The organism is Lentilitoribacter sp. Alg239-R112, from assembly GCF_900537175.1.
In the GTDB taxonomy this organism is placed as follows: Bacteria; Pseudomonadota; Alphaproteobacteria; order Rhizobiales; family Rhizobiaceae; genus Lentilitoribacter.
This window is the reverse complement of record NZ_LS999833.1, coordinates 458,493-479,243: the sequence shown is the minus strand read 5'-3', so window position 1 is coordinate 479,243 and position 20,751 is coordinate 458,493. Positions and strand designations below refer to the sequence as shown.

Genomic DNA, 20,751 nt, shown 5'->3' with positions numbered 1-20,751 from the left:
CAATGGGCAGATATTGTTGATAAAGTGTTTGAGTTAATTGAGATTGTCTAGCGCGGTTTTGGATCGCGAGTAGTTTTTTTCAGGCTGTTCGCCTGTTTTGTATTAATCGGAGTTATTTTCATTGTTTTGGGCTTAAATCTCCTCCACTAAACGGATTCTGGGCGCATATTTGCGATATCCGGTGGAGGTTTGTATCTGAGTTTGGCAAGCTTTCGTAAATTCTGAGCTGTTGCTGCGAGCAGAAATTCATCCTTTGCTCCATTGGGTCCACGCAGTCTTAATCGTTCCAATTTCAGAATACGTTTGAGGTGAGCAAACAGCATCTCCACTTTCTTTCGGTTTCGTCGAGACGTTTCATGTTCCTCCGTTTTAAGAATGGTTCTTGCCACATCACGGGCATCTTCATGAATATCTCTTGGGATCTTTCGATGAGGTGCTTTGGGACAACATTTTGCTTTGAGCGGGCATGAATCGCAGTCAGATTTTGACGAACGGTAGAGCCTTGTCTTGCCATCATGCACTGTTCCGGTTGTTCGCAGCGATTTACCCTTTGGGCAAGAGTAACTGTTTGTATCTTCATGCCATGTAAAATCAGATTGTGAGAATGTACCATCGGTTCTGTTTGACTTGTCGAACACGGGTATATGCGGCTCGATATCTCTTATATTGACCAGCTAATTCAGATTATCCGCTGCACCATAAGCACTGTCGCCAATGAGTTTGTTGGGCTCTAAACCAAAGCGATTAGATACACGGTCAATCATGGTTCTTACCGAACCAACATCAGCCTGACGAATGGCTTTTGTTCCCTCAACATCCATGATAACAGCATTGTCGGTATCAATCAGATAGTTGGTAGCGTAGGCAAAGAATGCAGGGCCTCTCAAAGCTCCTGTCCATTGGGACGCCGGATTACAAGGTGAGATAAATTTGGGTTGTTTATCACTGGCAGCACCAAAGGCAGTATCGTTTAAAGCTTCGAGATATTCACGGGTAGACCGACCTGCGTCTTTGGGAAGACTATCAATATTCCATTCATCTGATGGAAGTGATCTTTGTTTATTGGCGTCTACCTGTATCAGGCTGGCATCAACAGCAAAACTATCGCCCCCAACCAAACCTTCATCCAAGCAGCGCCGTACTGTGCTTTCAAATAAAAGCCTGAGTAAATCGCTGCTTCTAAATCTGCCATGTCTGTTCAATGAAAACGTAGAATGATCTGGCACTTTGCCACCTAATCCCAAACGGCATAACCAGCGGTAGGTCAAGTTCAAATGAACCTCTTCGTACAGGCGCCGCTCTGAGCGAATACCAAAACAATAGCCAACAATGAGCATTCGTATCATCAATGCTGGATCAATTGAGGGACGGCCCGTGAACTGTAAAATGGCCTCAATTTCTCACGCAAATCATTCAATTCTAGAAAATGGTCAATCTTTCGCAGTAAATGATCCTCAGGAACATGGTCTTCCAGGCAGAAATCATAAAATAGCTGATCCGATTCGGCTTGTAATCCCATCATCAACTCATTCTCCATTTGAAAATCAATGGGCAAATTGAATCAGAGCATCAAGGCAAACACATGGCAGACTTTATCAACAATATCTGCCATAAGCAGAACATTTCCTAAATTGAGTTTTGGCGAACTATAACGAGGACACTAGGTGGATTGGTGAAATATCATGTTAATCAACTTTGGCTACACTAGCGTTTTTTTGCCTATACCAAAATATGCCAGTTAAGAGCGCGCAAATGAAATCAATAAACCACAGTACCAGCCCGAAAAAAGTCAGCCACACGGTAACTATTAATATGAGTGCAATAAGCATCAACAGAATTTGAATAGTTCCGGTTATGTATTTTCTCATAAATAAAGTACCCAGTCCCGGGACGATTAAATTACACAATATTTGAAGCATTTATGCCCACCCTACATTTCGTTTTTGCTTGCGGTCTAGTTTAGACCAAGCAACAGCACGAGGCTAAAGAATCCGACCTTATGGAATAGAAAGTTCTTTTACCATTAGGACATGTGTACTAATCTAAATCGATATTGTTCGTTAGAATTTTATTTTCTACACATTAAAGGATGTGATGAAAACTATGCTGCAACGGAAGCGAGCAATAGCGGGGGCTGCCATTTTATGACGGATAAAATTATAGTTGCTGACGATCATCCACTATTTCGTGATGGAATAAGTAGAATTATCCGGCGCATCGTTCCAGGCAAAATTGTTGAAGTAGATGATGCAAAGGGGCTGTGGGAAGAATCTAAGCTGCAGCCACCACCAACATTGTTTGTTCTGGACCTTGTTTTCCCTGGGTTTGAAGGGGATAAATCGGTTGCTCAACTTCGGAGAAATTATCCTCAATCTGCCATAATTGTCATCACAATGAATGATGAAAAAGAAACTGCTCAATCAATCGTAAACGCTGGTGCAAATGGTTTGATTTCAAAATCTGTGACGCCAGATCAGATGATTGGTGCAATCAATCAAATTCTTGAGGGTGATCTAGTGATTTGCCTTCAATCAGAACCTGAAATAGAAACTCAAAATGACATATCAATGAGCGACCTTCCACAGCGCCAAATCGATCTACTTGTGCGACTGGGGCAGGGAAAAACAAATAAAGAAATAGCCAGAGACTTGGACATCTCGCCATTTACCGTACGAGCGCATATGTCGGCGCTGTTCAAAAGTCTGAGTGTCACAACCAGAGCCGCTGCTGCTTCGCTGGCAACTAAGCACGGATTAGTTTGATCTACTTACAATCATTTGCTGAAATTCAAATCAGAGCCTAGCAGTCTGCCTTCATGGCAATAAGTGTTGACCTAAGCTGTACTGGTGATGCAGGCTTAAGCAGTGTCCAGTAACCAAGCCGTTTCGCAGATGCCTCAATTTCCGGTGAAAGTGTGCCACTTATGATCAAGGTCGGAATCGCGAGCCCGTGATCCTTTGAAATTTGCTTCGCAAGCTCTATCCCATCCATTTTTCCATTAAGGTGAAAGTCTGTCACCACCAGATCTGGTACTTCGGAGGGCAAGGTATCTTCGATAGGGTTACATGCCATCGTGTTGTAACCCCATTTTGTCAGCAGCTTATCTAACCCTTCCAAGACTTGTTTATTGTCGTCAATAATAAGTAGGGTCCCTTTCTGTGGTTTAGATGAAGATATATTTTTTGTTGGTTCCGCATTTTTTGAATTATCTAAAACTTGTTCCAAGTTATCTATGATTATGTGCGTTCCCATACCCTCAACAGATTGTAATTGAACATCTAGATTTAGGAGCTTTGCAGTTCTTGCAACAATAGCCAAACCCAGTCCCAATCCCTCAACCCGCTCAGGGCCATGTGGATTAGCTCTGACGAATTCGCTGAAGATGCTGCTTTGAAGTGATTGAGGTATACCCATGCCTTGATCAAGAACATGGATGCTAACACATCCATTCTTTTTTCTTGCACCAATTAGTATTTTCGATCCGCGTGCATACTTTACAGAGTTAAAAACTAGGTTTTGTAAGATCGACGTTAGTAATGCCTTATCAGTTTTAACCCAAATGGACGTTTTCACTGTTGTTAGTTTAGTATTGTATTGCAAGGCCTCAGGGTGCGCCTGACGAACGACTAGTTGCGTAATTTCATCGAGTGGAAATGCGACAATTTCAGGTTTTAAAGCTCCAGATTCTAAAGAGGTAATATTTAGAAGTGACTTGAATAGTTTGGCCAAACTATCAACCGATTTATCAATCGTATCAAGTATCCGATCACCTTCTTTTGTCATTTGTTGATCTCTTAAGCATTCGGTCAATAGTCCAATTGCATGAATTGGTTGCCTTAGATCATGATTGGCTTGCGTTAAAAACTGTGTCTTCGCGGCATTTGCATCGTCAGCGTTCTTTGCAGCCAGTTGATACTTTTTGGCAAGGTCTAAATTCTCTGATTTTGTTGCCAGGTAATCGGATAATTCCTCACTTGTGTCATTTGCTAATCTACACAACATTCCCATAAAAATGAGCACCAGGACGCCCAGTAACATATAGTCATCACCCAAAGAAAAAATACGAACTGCGAGCAACCCAGTGAATGGAATCTCATAAAAATAAAATGAATATTTGAACATCCCCAAAGAGCGTGCTGCCGCAGCTGAGGCGCCTGCAACAATTGCCATCTGAATCGAAAAATGGGCGGGATTGTTGACATCGAGACCAGCGGAGATAAATGCCCCCCAACTTAACCCGACCAATGCAAATAGAATATGCAAATGGTTTTGCCATCGGTCTAAGTTAACTGGCACGTCATTGGAATTATCTATCTGCTTACCCAGGATATAGAGAAAGATCGGCGTACCAACGATCTCCCAACATCCCCATAACACCAGCACCCAAACAGGTAGCACATCCGATGCAAGGTAAATCAACACACAAGCAGATGCGATGTGCCCATAGAAAATTTTGGCAGGCGCGCGTGCAAATAATTTAGCTCGATCTGTGGGAAAGTCTGTAGCTGTTAAAACAGAAGAAATCATAAATATGCTCCGAGGTCACACCAGAGCCTATTCTATTCAGCACTAAGTTACACTAGTACATCTGTCCTAATTGATTGTTTTGAACCTTCCGATCATATTTTGAGTAATTTCAAAACAAGAAAGGTTACATTCATGAAAAAATACACAATACTATCTCTTGCGATGCTTGCAGTCCCCATTGCTACAACTCATGCGTCGGCATTTGTCGGTCATGGTGATGCAGAAACAAGAGAAGAAGCGACTCAAATAGCGATGGATCATTGCCGCAGGAATGCAGCTACTCCTGAAAGATGCCGTGTAGTACGTGAAGTACATAACCCAAGAGTAAATGCTACAGATTGGCGTGTGGTAGTATCCACTGCGAAGTAACGTAATAGTTTGGACAATTCAAAGCAGCAGTTCACAAGCAGAGGCAAACCGTCAAGCGATGCATTATTGTAAAAGTCGCGGTGGTAGCGCGTGCTACGTTGCCTGGCCCAAATAGGGTTGGCGATATCATCCCTTAGTTAGAATGCATGCCATTTGCGGGTTATGATTTAACTATTGAGTGTCGAGAGTAAGGTTCTAAAGGATTAAACATGAAAAATTTAATGAGTACTGCCGTGGGAGCGATAATTTTGGCTGCAACTATTGCGCCATCTCAAGCACGAGAACTCGATTTAGCAATTCCTGGAACAAATGTTCCTGCTTGGTCAACAATGGATGAATGTCAGGCAAATCGCTCGGGCTGTCAATTTATTATGAATGCTTGCGGTTGGGACGTTTACACCACAAGACAGCTCGGCCTTATGGTTGCAAGGGCATATGATGAAGGACACTCAGTAGATGTCCATACTATGAAAAACGGTAGATTTGACGAGTACATCTGTGTCTATAATCCCTGATGAATTGGGTGTATAAAATCAGATATCTCTATCCATAACCAATATTCAAACGCGCAGCACATCCCGCGCGAGGTAAATCAAATAGTTTCATTGTTGCATCCTGGAAAGAAACCGAAAGTAGCCTAATACAAGGATGGTTGCACTTGTACATCTGTACTAATTGATCTCTCTGATTTGCGAGCTAGAAGAAGTGCATGTTTTTATAGAAAGGTATATTCTAATGGTAAAACTTGTCGGCAAGAAAGATATTTTAATAATCGTTGCATCATTATCAATCGCGACCCCTGCACTGGCAGAGGGTGATTTATACTACATGCATAATGGTAGCCCATATTTTGTTTGGACAAGTTTGAAGCAATGTCAATATGACCTAAGAAATGCAAATCGGGGTTGTGATAATTTTGGTTACAAATCTTTTTGCGGGCATCATATGTATTCTACATCTGCCACAAGTAATGTTGCAAAAGATCGTTGGAGGCGCAATCAGAATGTACAACTTCGTGATACCAACACAAATTCAAAAGTTTGCAATATCACACCATAGTTAAAATGCCCGCCATTTTCAGGTTATGCTTTTGAAGCTAACCGGCATATGATCAAATGACTCCAATGGCAGTAGAAATATAAGTATAGTTCTGCTGCCATTAGGAAAATTCAGGGTTATGTCTGTCGGTAGATTTAATGATCGCCTAGATTGACAAAAACGAGGTATAATTCATGCGTTCATCATTAAAATCGGTTTTTCTCATTGTAAGCTTTTTCGGCACTTTGGCTTGGCTTACGCCTGCGCATGCATCTGTAGAAAATTATTTTTGCAATTATAGCAATACCTCGATTTTTGGTGAGCAGTTCGATTTTGACTATGAAGTTGGGCGAAATACCATTTTTATCCAACAACATGAAAACGGCAATTACAAGGTTAATTTCACTCTCGGTGAGGTCGTCAAAGAAGGTGGGATTCTGCGATTTCATTTTGAATATTGGTATGAGGGTTATGTTGCAATTTATGAAAGTCATAGCTTAGAATTTGAAACCATGCAGCTTAGCTCACAACGAATTTTCTATGCTGAAAATGAGAAGCACATAAACACAGGCCCAGTAGTAACAGCAGAATGCAAAAGCTCTCAGGAAAAGAGTGTTCCTCAAGTAGTTGTTGAAAATAATGCAACAAAGGAAGGCAAAGATACGGCCCAAAGTCAGACTGCAAATTCAGAAATTAGCTGCCACACACAGACGTATAATAACAATCGCGTAAAATCGGGAACATGGTGTGTCTCAAGTCAGCTACCAACTCAAAAAGAATATGCCTATGGGCCGGATCAATTAATCCTCGAAGGAGCTTGGTGTGAAGGCGAGGAAGGTCAAGGCATTGGAGTTGGAATTGAGATGTCTTTCGAAGCAAAATCCAATGCGGGAGGCCCACCGGAGTTTGATAAGCTTCTGATCGCAAACGGCTACGGCAAATCCACAAAGACATTTATGGAAAACTCTCGCGTAAAACAGGTCGAGATCAAGACAGACACAGGAAAGTTTTGGGTTCGCACGTTGAAAGATGAAACTGGCATACAGCATGTTTCTTTAGGAGAGTCGATCAGGCCAAACGGAATTGTGGTCACCATTTTAGATGTTTATCCAGGCCAGAAATATGAAGACACATGTTTGTCTTTTCTGGCACCTGAATTGAAAAACTAGTCTCGCAAGTCTGACATGACCAAACAGGAGAGTACAAAAATGAACGCGCTCAAGAACTTTATGGTCGCATTATTGTTACTACTTATCAGCGCAAACATCGCCATAGCGCAGGAATGGCAGATACATACAGGGACTGATGAGCAAAGTGGAGAGAAGTTTGCGTCTATGAGCGTGCGTATGCATGAGTTTGCTTTCGAATTTTACTGCGGTGAACATGATTGGCAAGATTACAGACTAGGCGCTAAACTCTATGGTCCTCCTCTACCACGATTAAGTGCATTTGATGGAGCAGATGCCAAATTATCGCTGCTTTTTACCCTACGTAGTGGTGTCCTTGTTCGTGAATTGTGGAAACCGCGATATCGCGATGGAGGCGCCAGAGATCAAGTCTGGGCAGGGTCAATTTATGCGGGGAAGAGCGAACTGGACGCAATATCCAGTGCTTTAAAGTTGGATGTATTAAACATAGATGGTGAATTGGTTTACAGTTTTCCAACCAAAGGCACTTCAAAAGGTATTGCCCATATTAGAGAGTTTTGTAAGATCGGGTTAGAATAGAATAGCACTTAATACATCGGGGATGCAAAAATGGATCAACTTGAAATTCGGACCTGTATGGAATGTAAAGAACCAACACTTGTTCCGATATCCCGCGAGATGCAAATTTATAATTCGGTGATTCACTACAAATGCGAAACTTGTGACGGTAAAATTGAGATTCAACCACTTGCAAGTATTGGTGTTTTGATCGCCGTTGGTGCTTCCGCGTTGGCCTTTTGGGGTTACATTACGTTTCGCAGAGCATATTCCGCTGATATTATAAGCGTATCAATTTACAGTGTGGCAGTGTTAGCGTTTCTTTTTGTTACTGTTACTCCACTTCTTGCACATATCATGAATCCAGTGGTCAAAAAAGTTGATGGCGAATTACCTAACTTGGAAAGTAATTCCAAACATTTAGCGGGAAAACAAATTGTTTGGCTAGAAGGGTTTGGAATACTTGGCGGATTGATTGCCCCTTTTATTTTCGCGATTATTGTTTTAGGTATCGCTTTCATAATTGGGTATATAAATTATACTTTTTTTGAATAGTGACAAGTTTTCCGGAAAACTTCGATTTAATATAATCCAAAAAACTATGCTCATATATTGCCAACACAGGTAAAATACGCGCATGCAAATTTCAAATGTTCTGCTTTGTGCTGATATCGTTGATAAAGTCTGCCATTTGTTTGCCTTGATATTTTGATTAGTTTTCCTATTGATTTGTTCGTGGGAGATAATGCCCCCCTCCCTCTCAGCGGTGTTAGGTCACCCGGCGGTGTGTATTTACAGAGAGCGGAAGTATATACAAATCCAATTCGGACGAACTCAAAGGTAAAATACAGCTTTTAATCAACCTACACGATACAAACCTCGAGTAAGCAAGACTTTGTCATGTTTTCGGTGCATGATGGACGGCATGGCTGTGCTCCTCCGCTTTCGATACGCGTAAGATCAAACGGCAAGATCTATCTGGAAGGAGATTACAAAACAGGCCCGGGTGAAAGATGTCGTAGAGATGTATTGAAAACTAAATATCTGGGAAATCAGCGGATAAAAAGAGACGGTACAGAGCAAAAATTTAGAGTTGATTTGGACTTTAACGGGAAAGGTGCATTCGGGATTGAAGTTTATATAAACAACGCCCTGACCGCAAAAAGTAACTACAAATTTGAAGAGGGAAAAGGTTATATCAAATCAAAAAAATTCTTCTTTAAGCATGGTGTTTATTCACGTCACATGTTCGCTTTTCAAGCAACAGCAAAGTTTAAAATGCGAAAGAGCCGTTAATTTTGATAAGGTCAAATTTAGAGAAATGAAAATGGGAATGACAATTGCCAAATAATGCGGTTTTGTAAGTGAAGTATTGTTTGGTCGGAGCGATGACAGTGATACCTAAAAATGGCACTTGATGTATCCATGAAATGTCTCGTTCGGGCCAAACTTAGAATATAATTGATTTCATTCGCATGTCCGCTTTCGAATATATTTTGCAGTTGCGGCAATGGTGCTTCGTCCGCACAGCAGTCATTTAAATAATTCTAAGGCAGATTCAGATCATCATAGGAAATCACAAGCAGCATGATTATCATATTGCATCCTCTATTCGTCAGAACTTTGAATTCCCAGTTCATTGGCATCCTTGCTCTGACGCTGCTCATGTCGTGACTTAACCCGTTTTCAGCTCTTTCACCTCAGCACGTAGGGCGCGGAGTTCGGATAGAATGAGTTCATTGTCGCTAATCAGGTTCTCGCGTTCCTCGCGGGCTTCCTGCTCGTGTTCATGTTGCATGGCATCGACGATGACACCGATAAAGAGGTTAAGTACGGTGAAGGCCGTCATGATGATGAATGGTACAAACAGCAACCACGCATAGGGAAATTGCTCCATCACGGGTCGCACGACGCCCATTGACCAGCTCTCCAATGTCATAATCTGGAAAAGCGTGTAGGAGCTTTCACCGATGGAGCCGAACCACTCTGGAAATGCTTCTTTGAACAGTTTGGTCGAGATCACGGCAAACACATAGAATATGATGCTGAGAAGCAGCACGATCGATCCCATGCCGGGAAGGGCGGACAAAAGGCCGGTGACCACTCGCCGCATGGATCGCACTTGGCTGATAAGACGCAGAACCCGCAAGATGCGGAACGCACGCATGGCAGAGAGCGCACCCGTTGCCGGAATAAGTGAAATCGTGACAATTGTAAGATCAAAAATGCGCCACGGATTACGCCAAAATCCTTTGAAATCAGCAATCAGACGCAAAACGACTTCGACAACAAAAATGCCGAGAATAATCTTGTCGAGTATCAGCAAAATGGGACCGAGCATGGATGCCATAATCGCATCACTTGTTTCCATGCCCAAAATAATAGCATTAAACACAATGAGCGCTAAAATAGTGCGATCAAATATTGGGTGTTCGGTAAAATTTTGTAGTGGAGTTCTGGCGTTGGTTACGTCGTTCATCTGCTTTGATTCAATAGGTTAGAGAGTGAACCCTCCAGATAAGTCGCAATCATGTTTAAATCAAGTTATTGAATCGTATTGCATCATCTAAGTTACGCGTAAATCGTCAAATGAAACCATCACATGCTCCGCATAAGCTGGTCGTTCGCTCAAACACTTGTAATATGCGGCCAAGGCCGGAAGATCAGCTCGTTCAACATCAATATTGTAGTAACGATAGAGCAGGTTCCCCAACTGAATGTCAGCAAGGGTAAAATCATCACCTGCAAGATAGTCATGTCGTTTCAGCTGTTCTTCGGCAATTCTAAGCTGGTTTTCAAAATTTGTGACAGCCTGCTCGATTGCATCAGGATCACGATCTTTTTCTGGCGTTCGTACAGCTGCCCAGAAGACCGGTTGTGAGAAATTCAATGTTACATTAATGCGCGCCCATTCTGCCCAGCGGTCAATATGCGCCCGCTTTGCATGATCTGAGGGCCAAATTTTCTCATTTCCATAGGCATTTCCAAGATAGCGAACAATGGCAGCGGATTCCCACAAAGGTTGGTTATCAGCATCTTGAAAAGTGGGAACGGTGCCATTGGGATTCATCGCCAGGTATTCGGGCGTGTCATTGCCACCAAATTTGTGGCCAATATCATATTGCTCGCATTCTAAACCTAGTTCGGCAATGCACCATAAAACCACTTGAACATTAGACGAATTTCGTCTGCCCCAAACTTTTAGCATACCAATTTACTCCCGCTATGATTCTTAAATCATATCATCCCAAACAGTTGGAAACCAATATTTCAAGTGTAAAGGCATATAGGCGAACTTGAGTGTAAAATCGAGTGTAACCTTACGAAAGTTTAATGAAAATCGCCGTTCCAGCATCTTGGATTTTAGCGTCTATATACCCAGATCAGGCATATATAAATTTAATATGGAGAGAACGAATGAGCCTCAATCAGCTTTTTGATCAATTTTTGGGTGGCGGACAAAATGAAAAAAGCACAGACCGGAAAAACATCACTGATACATTAGGCGATCTGGGGAACAAAATACCTGGTGGTGCTTTGGGTGGCTTGGCTGCGGGCGGACTACTTGGTGTTCTTGTCGGTAATAAGAAAATGCGCAAAACTGTTGGCAAAATGGCCGGTGGTGCGGTGGGGCTGGGTGGCGCTGCTGTGTTAGGTGCTGTCGCCTTTAATGCGTATAAAAACTGGAAATCAGGAGATGCGCCCCAATCAGTTAGCCCCACGGGTGGCGATGCCTCCACAAAAATTATCCCTCCAAGCAATCCGCCGTCCATTGAGCAAGCAAGCTTTGACCCGGTGCAAAATGTTGGTGCGGATGGCCAGCCTTTTCAAATAGCACTTATCAAAGCAATGATTGCAGCATCTAACGCCGATGGTCATATTGATAAGGATGAGCAAGCAAATATTTTTGAGGCTGTTAATCGGTTGGAACTAGAGCCAGCGGACAAGGTGTTGGTTTTCGATACATTGCAAAATCCGCCGAGCGTCTCGCAAATTGCTGCAATGTCAAACGGGCTAGAACAAGCAAGTGAAGTCTATCTTGCCTCTCGCTTGGCAATCGATCCTGATAATGCTGAGGAGCATAAATATTTGACGGACTTAACCATGATGCTTCAATTGCCTGATGATTTGATCATCCATTTGGAAGATCAAATGAGACAGCAAATGAAATAGGTATTTTGTTCAAGCGTAATTGTCGGAGCATTATGTAAAGCGTTTGGCGCCGACAACACAGCTGACAACGAGTATTGTTACACCAATCATCGATAGGGCCACGGTTTCGCCCAAAATAAACCCTGCCAATGCCAGCGCAAAAAATGGTTGTAGAAGCTGCAATTGACTTACGCCAGCAATGCCGCCAATGGCTAAGCCACGATACCAGAAAACAAATCCTATCAACATTGAAAACACGGATACATACGCCAAACCGAGCCAAACAGGCGTGTTAATGCCATTAAAAGTGGTTGGCAGATTTGCTAAGGCTAAGATAACCATAAAGGGAGATGCCAAAAGGAGCGCCCACGATATCACCTGCCATCCGCCAAGACGGCGCGATAGGGCAGCCCCTTCTGCATAGCCTAAACCACAGACGATTATTGCAGCTACCATATATAAGTTCCCTTCAACTGAGCCATTTGCACCTTGGGTCCATGCGAAGCCTGCAACCAGAGCGCTGCCCGCAACGGAAAAGAGCCAGAATATTGCCTTTGGCCGCTCGCCGCCGCGAACAACAGCAAAAAGTGCCGTTGCAAAGGGAAGTAATCCGATGAAAACAGTTGAATGTGCAGAGGTAACGGACTGAAGCGCAAGCGCTGTAAGAAGGGGAAAGCCTATTACAACGCCAATTGCGACAATGGTTAGAGATACAATATCCTTGCGTTGTGGAATTGGCTGCTTGAGCACCAGTAAAAGACCGGCGGCAAGTAGCGCAGCAATAACCGCTCTTGCTGAGGTTAGGAATAATGGTTCAAAACCACCAACAGCAACGCGTGTTGCAGGCAGTGAGCCGCTAAAAATAATCATCCCGAGAAAACCGCTTCCCCATCCCGCTAATTTCATATGCCGCTCCTCCAATAACAGTGAGAACATAAATGGTTTGGACTAGGCAAAACAGATACAAAGCAGTACAATAATTGAAAATTGTACTGTTAAACTGTGTAATACACATTTGGGACCTAATGAATATACAAACGCACACATCAACGCGCACGCTCACAAGAGCAGCTAAGGTTTGTGAGATAATTCGCAGCCAGATAGCCAGCAGATCTCTGGGTGTCGGAGAACGGATTCCCTCGATTAGAAACCTTGCCCAAACATTAAAAGTATCACCGTCAACGGTCGTCGATGCGTATGATCAGTTGGTCGCAGACGGTGTGATATATGCTCGCCGTGGGGCTGGCTTTTATGTTGCTGATCTGGTGCAGCCTTTTGATATTACCGAGGTGAGCCCACAGGTTGATCGAGCAATTGATCCATTTTGGGTTTCTCGCCAGTCACTGGGGTCTGATAGGCACGCCTTGAAGCCAGGTTGCGGCTGGTTGCCTGCTGATTGGATGCCGAACAGCTCCATACGTAAGGCCATGCGAAAACTCTCGCGTGCAGATGACGAGATATTGAGCAATTATGGCCAAACTCACGGATCACAAAATATAAGACGTTGGCTGTCTCGGCAATTTTCAGACGAGGGTTTATCTGTCGATCCCGAGAAAATACTGCTCACCCCGTCTGGAACGCAAGCGATTGATCTTATTTGTAGATTTTTGTTGAGAGCAGGGGATACCGTTTTGGTTGATGATCCGTGCTATTTCAATTTTCAAGCTCTACTGCGTGCCCATCAGGTCAATATCATCGCTGTTCCGCTTACAAAAAATGGACCAGACCTGCCTGCCTTCGAACAAGCTTTGATCGCGCACAAACCTCGTCTTTATCTAACCAATTCAGCATTACAAAACCCAACGGGTCTGACCCTGTCGCCAAAAACTGCGCATAAGATTCTCAGTCTTGCCGATGCTCACGATCTTATCATTGTCGAGGATGATATTTTTGCGAGCCTTGAGCCGGAGCCTTCAACGCGAATGGCAAGCTTGGATGGTTTGGAACGCGTCATTCGGATTGGCAGCTTTTCAAAAACGCTTTCAGCCTCATTGCGATGTGGATATATTGTAGCCCGTCCCGACTGGGTGGACGGTTTAATCGATCTGCAAATAGCGATAAATTTTGGTGGTTCAAGTCCCGTTGCCAGCGAGTTAATATATGCAACATTAAGTGACGGCAGCTACCGAAAACATCTGGATGGTCTACGCACCCGCCTTGATAAAAAACGACATGAAATTGCGGATAAGCTTAGCGCGATTGGCATCGAGCCGTGGCTAATGCCAAGGGGTGGCTTCTACCTCTGGTGTCAGTTGCCAGAGGGCGTGGATTCGGCAAAATTGGCACGATTTGCAATGGGGCAAAACATCGTGCTGGCACCGGGAAATGTATTCAGCACGTCCCAATCCATGGCCAGTTTTATGCGTTTTAATGTAAGCCAGATGGAATCATCCAAGATATTCAAAGTTTTGCGGGAGGGAATAAGCTCACTATAATTTGATAGTAGGTGCAACCATCGTGTATTGAACTAAAAAAGTAAGAGACGTATCAATAGTGAAAATCAAGGATATCTATGATGAAACGCTATATTTTTCCGCAACCCGCACCATCTGAAATTACGTCAAAATCAAACTTTCTCAATCGTCGCGAATTTATGAAAATGGCAGGTGCTGCGTCTATAGCAACGGCGGGCGGCAGTTTATTGTCACCATCTGTTCAAGCGCAAGATACGCTTAAGTTTAGCAAAGACAGTCCTTTTTCGATTTCCGACGAGCCTAACCCGCTGGAAGATATCAAATCCTACAATAATTTCTATGAATTCGGAACTGGTAAAGATGATCCGGCCAAAAACGCCGGTGCGCTGACAACACGGCCTTGGAGCATTAAGATTGATGGTTTGACTAACAAGCCATCTGAGCTTGATATTGAAGATCTCATGACCAAATTTGATTTGGAGGAGCGTATCTATCGTCTTCGCTGTGTTGAAGCGTGGTCTATGGTTATCCCATGGGTCGGTATTCCGCTTGCTGATGTGATTAAGGCATATGAGCCGCAGGGCAGTGCAAAATATGTTTCATTCGAAACACTCGTTCGCCCTGAGGAAATGAATGGCCAAAACTCACTCTTTGGCGGGTTGGATTGGCCATATGTTGAAGGTTTGCGTATGGATGAAGCCATGCATCCGCTCACTATACTGGCTGTTGGGGTTTATGGCGACTTAATGCCAAATCAAAATGGCGCGCCTGTGCGCTTGGTTGTGCCGTGGAAATATGGCTTTAAAAGCATCAAATCCATCGTTCGTATGTCGTTTACCGAAGAGCAGCCGCCAACAACTTGGAATATTCAAGGGCCGAGCGAATACGGGTTCTATTCCAACGTGAACCCAAATGTTGATCATCCGCGCTGGAGCCAAAAGTCCGAACGTATTATCGGTTCGGGATTGTTCGCCAAAAAACGTGATACGGAGATGTTCAACGGATATGAAGAGCAAGTCGCGTCTTTATATACGGGTATGGATCTGGCCAAGAATTTCTAATCTATTATGGCGCAGCATAAAATCTGGACAAAAATGCCGAGTTGGCTCCTTTACCCATTGGGCTTTGCGCCTGGTATATGGTTGTTTTATCAAGCGGTGAACAATCAGCTTGGTGCGGACCCTCTTAAGGCGCTTGAAAATGGCTTGGGTGAATGGGCACTAAAGTTTCTGATCTTGGGTCTTTGTATCACCCCGTTAATGCGCTTTTTCAAACTCAATCTGATTAAATATCGTCGCACCATCGGGCTTGTCGCCTTTGGCTATGTTGTTGCTCACTTTACGACCTATCTGTTGCTTGATCAGCAGTTGCGCTGGGGTGAGATTGTAACCGACATCATTAAACGGCCCTACATCACGATTGGTATCGCTTCATTTCTATTATTGTTTGTTTTGGCTGTGACATCTAACGGATTTTCAATCCGGCGGTTAGGGGCCGCAGGGTGGAAAAAGCTGCACCTTATTGTATATCCGGCGGTTATTTTGGCAGCATTGCATTATGTCATGATTAAAAAGACATGGGCGGCAGAGCCACTTGCCTACCTGGCAATCGCAATTGCATTGATTTCGCTTAGAAAATTTTATCACTTGGCAAAACGCGGAAAGCGAACCGCTGCTTAAGTGCTGTAGCAATGCGCTTAGGTTCAATTTCAAACTATTCATCAAAAACACAACCCCAAACGAAAAACGGCGATGCAAAAGCATCGCCGTTTAAAATACCTACATGATGCTCTAAAGCACCAACTGCAGACTACAATAGAGAGATGTTGTCTACTGCAGTTTTGCCACTGCGTTGATCAACTGCAGTGTCAAAAGAAACTTTTTGACCGTCTGTTAGACCGCTAATGCCAGCACGTTCTAGAGCTGTTGCATGAACGAAAACGTCTTGCTGACCATCTTCAGGTTGAATGAAGCCAAAACCTTTTTGGCTGTTGTAGAATTTTACTGTTCCTGTGTTCATGGTATTTACCTTTCACCAATGAATTGCACTTTGGGATGATTTGAAGAATTCAGATCATATTCCCGGTGGTCGAATTATTAGAAATGCCTGAAAAGTGCGCGTCATATTCATGGGCGAAAAGTCAAGTAGTCCGTCAGAAGTCGATGACAGTCTGATATGCTGAAAATATGTCAAAAGCAAGACAAATTATCTTTCAAATTGAAAAAAGGAATACCAAACTTGTTCAAATTTATGTCTAATTTATTGAAATTACGACATATATTCAGGAAACCAGGTTTCATGCGCTTTTTTCATTTCTGACACGCTAAGTGACAAGACGTTCTTGATAATAAGCTCATCACCTGAGACTGTACCAAGGTTTCGAACCGGAACGCCCATCTCACAAGCATTATTTATCAAAAATTGCGCGAGTTCTTGTGAAACCGTGATCACATAACGGGCTTGGTCTTCGCCAAATAATATTCCGTGTGTTGGTGTTTCAATATTGGAGATGTCGATATCCATCCCATAATCACCAGCCATACACATTTCAGCCAATGCAAGTGCAAGCCCACCTTGGGATACATCGTGGCATGATGTGACTTGTTCATTATTGATGGCAGAACGAACAAAATCGCCGTTGCGCTTTTCTTCAGCCAGATCAACCGACGGCGGGGGGCCTGCGGTTTCGCCCAAGATATCGCGCATATAGGCTGACTGACCCAAATGTGTGCCATCAGCACCCAGCAAAATCACAGCATCGCCGTCATTTGCACCGGCAATCTTTGCCATCTGTTGCCAGTCCGCCAAAAGTCCAACGCCGGCAATGGTTGGTGTTGGCAAAATAGCCTCCCCAAAAGTCTCATTATAAAGCGAGACATTGCCAGATACGATCGGGAAATTGAGTGCGCGGCATGCATCGCCAATACCTTCAATAGCTTTGACAAATTGCCCCATAATTTCAGGTCGTTCGGGATTGCCAAAGTTCAGATTATCCGTTGATGCAAGCGGCTCGGCACCGGTTGCGGTGATATTGCGCCAGCATTCGGCCACAGCTTGCTTACCGCCTTCATAGGCATCCGCTTCGCAATAATGTGGTGTAACGTCAGATGAGAAGGCAAGCGCCTTGTCTTCATGGCCATCCACACGCACAACACCAGCGTCTCCGCCCGGAATTTGCACCGAATTGCCTTGAATAAGCGTGTCATATTGCTCCCAAACCCAACGGCGTGAAGACTGGTTCGGCGAGCCAATCATAGACATTAATGCCATGCCATAATCATCCGGCTGGGCAACTTGGTCCGCTTCCAGCGGTGAGTAAAGGCCCGGTTCACGCCATGGGCGATCATATTCAGGTGCTTCATCGCCAAGGTCTTTAATCGGAAGGTCTGCAACTTCTTCATCTTGGTGGAACACGCGAAAACGAAGGTCATCAGTTGTCTTACCAACGATGGCAAAATCCAGACCCCATTTAACGAAAATCGCCTTTGCAACATCTTCTTTAGATGGATCAAGCACCATGAGCATGCGCTCTTGGCTTTCTGACAGCATCATTTCATAGGCAGACATCTGTTCTTCGCGAACAGGGACCTGATCAAGATAAAGTTCAACACCAAGGTCGCCTTGCGCACCCATTTCAACGGCAGAACAAGTTAGACCCGCAGCACCCATATCCTGAATGGCAATCACGGCACCAGTTTGCATAAGTTCAAGACAGGCTTCGAGTAGGCATTTTTCAGTAAAAGGATCGCCGACTTGCACAGTCGGACGCTTTTCCTCAATCGTTTCGTCAAATTCCGCAGAGGCCATCGTTGCGCCGCCAACACCATCACGACCTGTTTTTGCACCGAGATAGACAACTGGAAGGCCCACACCCTCTGCTTTGCAAAGGAAAATCGCATCTGTTTTTGCAATACCGGCAGCAAATGCGTTTACAAGGCAATTGCCATTGTAACGCGCGTCAAATTCGACTTCGCCTCCAACTGTTGGCACGCCGAATGAGTTGCCGTATCCACCAACACCAGACACAACACCAGAAACAATGTGCTTAGTACGTTCATGATCAGGCTCACCAAACCTGAGGGCATTCATGGCAGCAATCGGACGGGCACCCATGGTAAATACATCACGCAAAATACCGCCAACGCCCGTGGCCGCGCCTTGATAAGGTTCGATGTAAGACGGATGATTATGACTTTCCATTTTAAAAATCACACATTCTCCATCACCAATATCGACGACACCTGCATTTTCACCCGGACCGTGGATCACGCGATCGCCCGTTGTGGGAAGCGTACGAAGCCATTTTTTGGATGATTTATAGGAGCAGTGCTCGTTCCACATGGCAGAGAAAATACCAAGCTCGGTATAAGTGGGCTCACGGCCAATAAGCTCGAGAATGCGCTCATATTCATCTGGCGCTAGGCCATGAGAGGCGATCAATTCTTCGGTAATAGGGTGCGTATTATTTACGGTCATGGAAGTGTCGAGGTCCAGTTTAAGCAGATATGAGATTTAGCGCGCTTTCAAACAGGGCGCGGCCATCCTCACTGCCATCTTTTATATTGATATGAGCTTTTTCTACCAGATTTTCAGGATGCGGCATCATGCCAAGTACATTGCGATCCTGGTTTAATATGCCTGCAATATCGTCAATTGATCCATTCGGGTTTGTGCCTTCAGCATAGCGAAACGCGATGCGATCATCACCTTGCAGGGTCTTCAATGTCGTGTCATCGGCAAAATAGTTGCCATCATGGTGCGCCACGGGACAGTCGATGACCTGGCCTTTATGATAGCCTGCGGTAAACACACTGTTGGTGGTAGAAACTTCAAGCCTCACCGTTTTGCAAACGAATTTCAGTGACGCATTGCGCATTAATGCGCCGGGCAGGAGGCCAGTTTCAACAAGGATTTGAAAGCCGTTGCAAACGCCGATTACGCGTTTGCCTTTTTTGGCTTGCGCAATCACTGCATTCATAACGGGCATACGCGCCGCGATAGCACCGGAGCGCAGATAGTCACCATAGGAAAACCCGCCGGGAATGACGATCAGATCAATATCGTCATCAATCGATGTTTCTGTCTGCCATACCGTTTGCGGTGCATTGCCTGAAATCTTTGTCAGAGCTGCGATCATATCGCGATCACGATTTAATCCGGGAAGCTGGAGAACTGCTGTTTTCATCAAAAATTCCTGAAATTTGGAAACTAAATTAACAAGTAAAACAAATGGCTAATTGAACCAGTCGTTCAATAGAAAAAGGGCTGAAAACAGCCCTTTTGATGTGTTATTTGAACTCGATTGCGTAATCTTCAATCACCGTATTGGCAAGAAGTTTTTCACACATCGCTTCAATTTCGGAATTGGCTTTCGTCTTGTCGTCGCCCTCAAGCTCAAGGTCAAAAACTTTACCTTGGCGAACACTGTCCAGACCTTCAAATCCAAGGGCAGAACATGCACCTTCAATGGCTTTTCCCTGTGGGTCCAAAACGCCATTTTTAAGTGTAACGGTTACTCGTGCTTTGATCATGTGTCTCTATTCCCGATCAATCATCATTGTCTGATTTAACAAGCACCGGACCCGTCGGGCGTGGTGCTTCGTTTTCATTCAAAATTCCAAGGCGCTTTGCAACTTCCTGATAAGCTTCAACAAGACCACCAAGATCTCTGCGGAAAACATCTTTATCCAATTTTTCGTCTGTTGCAGCATCCCACAAGCGGCAAGAATCAGGTGAGATTTCATCAGCTAGGACAATGCGCATTTGACCATCTTCTACGAGACGACCGAACTCGATCTTAAAATCAATCAACCGGATGCCAACGCCTGCGAAAAGGCCAGATAGGAAGTCATTGATACGAATAGACATCGCCATGATATCATCGATCTCTTGCGGACTTGCCCAGCCAAGAGCTGTGATGTGCTCTTCAGAAACCAGCGGATCATCAAGCGAGTCTTCTTTATAGCAAAATTCGATGATTGAACGTGGCAGAACAGTACCTTCTTCAAGACCAAGTCGCTTTGACATGGTGCCAGCCGCTACATTGCGCACAATCACTTCCAACGGAACAATCTCAACCTGTTTGATCAATTGCTCACGCATGTTCATGCGCTTGATAAAGTGTGTTGGAATGCCAATACGGTTCAAGTGATTGAAAATATATTCAGAAATACGGTTGTTCAACACACCTTTACCATCAATAATATCATGCTTTTTCTTGTTAAAAGCAGTGGCATCATCTTTGAAAAACTGGATGAGTGTTCCAGGTTCAGGACCTTCATATAATATTTTGGCCTTACCTTCGTAAATACGACGTCTATTTTTCATGGATATCTCTATAGGTGCGCCAGAACCAGCTGGCAAAATGGTGTGGTATTTCAGGGTTTGTTTAATCGCTGTCTAACGGATAACATATATATATACAACGTTTTGCCCTTGCTTTTTCGTCTTTAGCCACAATTGATGTGAATTGATGTAAAAATCTTTGTGTAAGTCTTCCAATTGTCGTGCAATAAGCCCACATATAGGGCAACAGAATTGAAGAA

The 20,751-nt window shown here is 44.0% G+C and carries 21 protein-coding genes and 1 pseudogene; 12 read left to right on the top strand and 10 right to left on the bottom strand.

What is annotated here, in order from left to right; translation table 11 throughout:
• Positions 1 to 146 precede the first annotated feature (146 nt).
• Positions 147 to 1,522, bottom strand: a pseudogene (locus tag G3W54_RS02835) (IS1182 family transposase).
• Positions 1,523 to 2,144: 622 nt separating this feature from the next.
• Between G3W54_RS02835 and G3W54_RS02830 the strand changes: the two are divergent.
• On the top strand, positions 2,145 to 2,762 hold the full coding sequence (locus G3W54_RS02830; RefSeq protein ID WP_162651630.1) for a response regulator transcription factor: 618 nt from the start codon (positions 2,145 to 2,147) through the stop codon (positions 2,760 to 2,762).
• Positions 2,763 to 2,799: 37 nt separating this feature from the next.
• On the opposite strand, the gene G3W54_RS02825 is transcribed toward G3W54_RS02830, so the two are convergent.
• On the bottom strand, positions 2,800 to 4,527 hold the full coding sequence (locus tag G3W54_RS02825) for a hybrid sensor histidine kinase/response regulator (RefSeq protein ID WP_162651629.1): 1,728 nt from the start codon (positions 4,525 to 4,527) through the stop codon (positions 2,800 to 2,802).
• Positions 4,528 to 4,659: 132 nt separating this feature from the next.
• On the opposite strand from G3W54_RS02825, the gene G3W54_RS02820 reads away from it, so the two are divergent.
• The 7 genes from G3W54_RS02820 (at position 4,660) to G3W54_RS02790 (ending at position 8,936) form a co-directional block, all read left to right on the top strand.
• A complete protein-coding gene (locus G3W54_RS02820) occupies positions 4,660 to 4,896 on the top strand; it encodes a hypothetical protein (protein ID WP_162651628.1) in 237 nt (78 codons plus the stop codon).
• A 209-nt stretch (positions 4,897 to 5,105) separates the two neighbouring features.
• Positions 5,106 to 5,411 carry a hypothetical protein gene (locus tag G3W54_RS02815; protein WP_162651627.1) on the top strand — a complete coding sequence of 102 codons (306 nt, stop codon included), beginning with the start codon at positions 5,106 to 5,108 and terminating at the stop codon, positions 5,409 to 5,411.
• Positions 5,412 to 5,631: 220 nt separating this feature from the next.
• Complete coding sequence (locus G3W54_RS02810; protein WP_162651626.1) at positions 5,632 to 5,955, top strand: hypothetical protein; 324 nt, start codon at positions 5,632 to 5,634, stop codon at positions 5,953 to 5,955.
• Positions 5,956 to 6,128: 173 nt separating this feature from the next.
• On the top strand, positions 6,129 to 7,103 hold the full coding sequence (locus G3W54_RS02805; RefSeq protein ID WP_162651625.1) for a hypothetical protein: 975 nt from the start codon (positions 6,129 to 6,131) through the stop codon (positions 7,101 to 7,103).
• Positions 7,104 to 7,142: 39 nt separating this feature from the next.
• The gene (locus tag G3W54_RS02800; protein ID WP_162651624.1) at positions 7,143 to 7,661 is read left to right on the top strand and encodes a hypothetical protein; all 519 of its coding nucleotides are present in this window, start codon (positions 7,143 to 7,145) and stop codon (positions 7,659 to 7,661) included.
• 30 nt (positions 7,662 to 7,691) lie between these two features.
• Positions 7,692 to 8,195, top strand: a complete 504-nt coding sequence (locus tag G3W54_RS02795; protein WP_162651623.1) for a hypothetical protein — start codon at positions 7,692 to 7,694, stop codon at positions 8,193 to 8,195.
• A gap of 474 nt (positions 8,196 to 8,669) precedes the next feature.
• Positions 8,670 to 8,936 carry a hypothetical protein gene (locus G3W54_RS02790; RefSeq protein ID WP_162651622.1) on the top strand — a complete coding sequence of 89 codons (267 nt, stop codon included), beginning with the start codon at positions 8,670 to 8,672 and terminating at the stop codon, positions 8,934 to 8,936.
• Positions 8,937 to 9,315: 379 nt separating this feature from the next.
• Here G3W54_RS02790 and G3W54_RS02785 read toward each other — a convergent pair whose 3' ends face one another.
• Both G3W54_RS02785 and G3W54_RS02780 read right to left on the bottom strand, forming a co-directional pair.
• Complete coding sequence (locus tag G3W54_RS02785; RefSeq protein ID WP_162651621.1) at positions 9,316 to 10,119, bottom strand: ion transporter; 804 nt, start codon at positions 10,117 to 10,119, stop codon at positions 9,316 to 9,318.
• Positions 10,120 to 10,206: 87 nt separating this feature from the next.
• A complete protein-coding gene (locus G3W54_RS02780; protein ID WP_162651620.1) occupies positions 10,207 to 10,848 on the bottom strand; it encodes a glutathione S-transferase family protein in 642 nt (213 codons plus the stop codon).
• Between the two features lie 209 nt (positions 10,849 to 11,057).
• Here G3W54_RS02780 and G3W54_RS02775 point away from each other — a divergent pair, with 209 nt between their 5' ends.
• On the top strand, positions 11,058 to 11,813 hold the full coding sequence (locus tag G3W54_RS02775; protein ID WP_162651619.1) for a tellurite resistance TerB family protein: 756 nt from the start codon (positions 11,058 to 11,060) through the stop codon (positions 11,811 to 11,813).
• 30 nt (positions 11,814 to 11,843) lie between these two features.
• Here G3W54_RS02775 and G3W54_RS02770 read toward each other — a convergent pair whose 3' ends face one another.
• Positions 11,844 to 12,698, bottom strand: coding sequence for a DMT family transporter (locus G3W54_RS02770; RefSeq protein WP_162651618.1), 855 nt, complete (start codon positions 12,696 to 12,698; stop codon positions 11,844 to 11,846).
• Positions 12,699 to 12,817: 119 nt separating this feature from the next.
• On the opposite strand from G3W54_RS02770, the gene G3W54_RS02765 reads away from it, so the two are divergent.
• The 3 genes from G3W54_RS02765 (at position 12,818) to msrQ (ending at position 15,885) form a co-directional block, all read left to right on the top strand.
• On the top strand, positions 12,818 to 14,227 hold the full coding sequence (locus G3W54_RS02765) for a PLP-dependent aminotransferase family protein (RefSeq protein WP_162651617.1): 1,410 nt from the start codon (positions 12,818 to 12,820) through the stop codon (positions 14,225 to 14,227).
• 80 nt (positions 14,228 to 14,307) lie between these two features.
• Positions 14,308 to 15,267 (top strand): protein-methionine-sulfoxide reductase catalytic subunit MsrP, encoded by a 960-nt coding sequence (gene msrP / locus G3W54_RS02760; protein ID WP_162651616.1) that lies wholly within the window; start codon positions 14,308 to 14,310, stop codon positions 15,265 to 15,267.
• A gap of 6 nt (positions 15,268 to 15,273) precedes the next feature.
• Positions 15,274 to 15,885: a protein-methionine-sulfoxide reductase heme-binding subunit MsrQ gene (gene msrQ, locus G3W54_RS02755; RefSeq protein ID WP_162651615.1), complete on the top strand. Its 612-nt coding sequence runs from the start codon at positions 15,274 to 15,276 to the stop codon at positions 15,883 to 15,885.
• A 130-nt stretch (positions 15,886 to 16,015) separates the two neighbouring features.
• Here the strand turns inward: msrQ and G3W54_RS02750 are convergent, their stop codons facing one another.
• The 5 genes from G3W54_RS02750 to purC form a co-directional block, all read right to left on the bottom strand.
• The gene (locus G3W54_RS02750; RefSeq protein ID WP_162651614.1) at positions 16,016 to 16,225 is read right to left on the bottom strand and encodes a cold-shock protein; all 210 of its coding nucleotides are present in this window, start codon (positions 16,223 to 16,225) and stop codon (positions 16,016 to 16,018) included.
• 249 nt (positions 16,226 to 16,474) lie between these two features.
• Entirely contained in the window at positions 16,475 to 18,682 is a 2,208-nt protein-coding gene (purL, locus tag G3W54_RS02745; RefSeq protein WP_162651613.1) for a phosphoribosylformylglycinamidine synthase subunit PurL, read from the bottom strand.
• Positions 18,683 to 18,701: 19 nt separating this feature from the next.
• Positions 18,702 to 19,391, bottom strand: coding sequence for a phosphoribosylformylglycinamidine synthase subunit PurQ (gene purQ, locus G3W54_RS02740; RefSeq protein WP_162651612.1), 690 nt, complete (start codon positions 19,389 to 19,391; stop codon positions 18,702 to 18,704).
• A 103-nt stretch (positions 19,392 to 19,494) separates the two neighbouring features.
• On the bottom strand, positions 19,495 to 19,737 hold the full coding sequence (purS, locus tag G3W54_RS02735; RefSeq protein WP_162651611.1) for a phosphoribosylformylglycinamidine synthase subunit PurS: 243 nt from the start codon (positions 19,735 to 19,737) through the stop codon (positions 19,495 to 19,497).
• A 16-nt stretch (positions 19,738 to 19,753) separates the two neighbouring features.
• Positions 19,754 to 20,533, bottom strand: coding sequence for a phosphoribosylaminoimidazolesuccinocarboxamide synthase (gene purC, locus G3W54_RS02730; protein ID WP_162651610.1), 780 nt, complete (start codon positions 20,531 to 20,533; stop codon positions 19,754 to 19,756).
• Between the last annotated feature and the right edge of the window lie 218 nt (positions 20,534 to 20,751).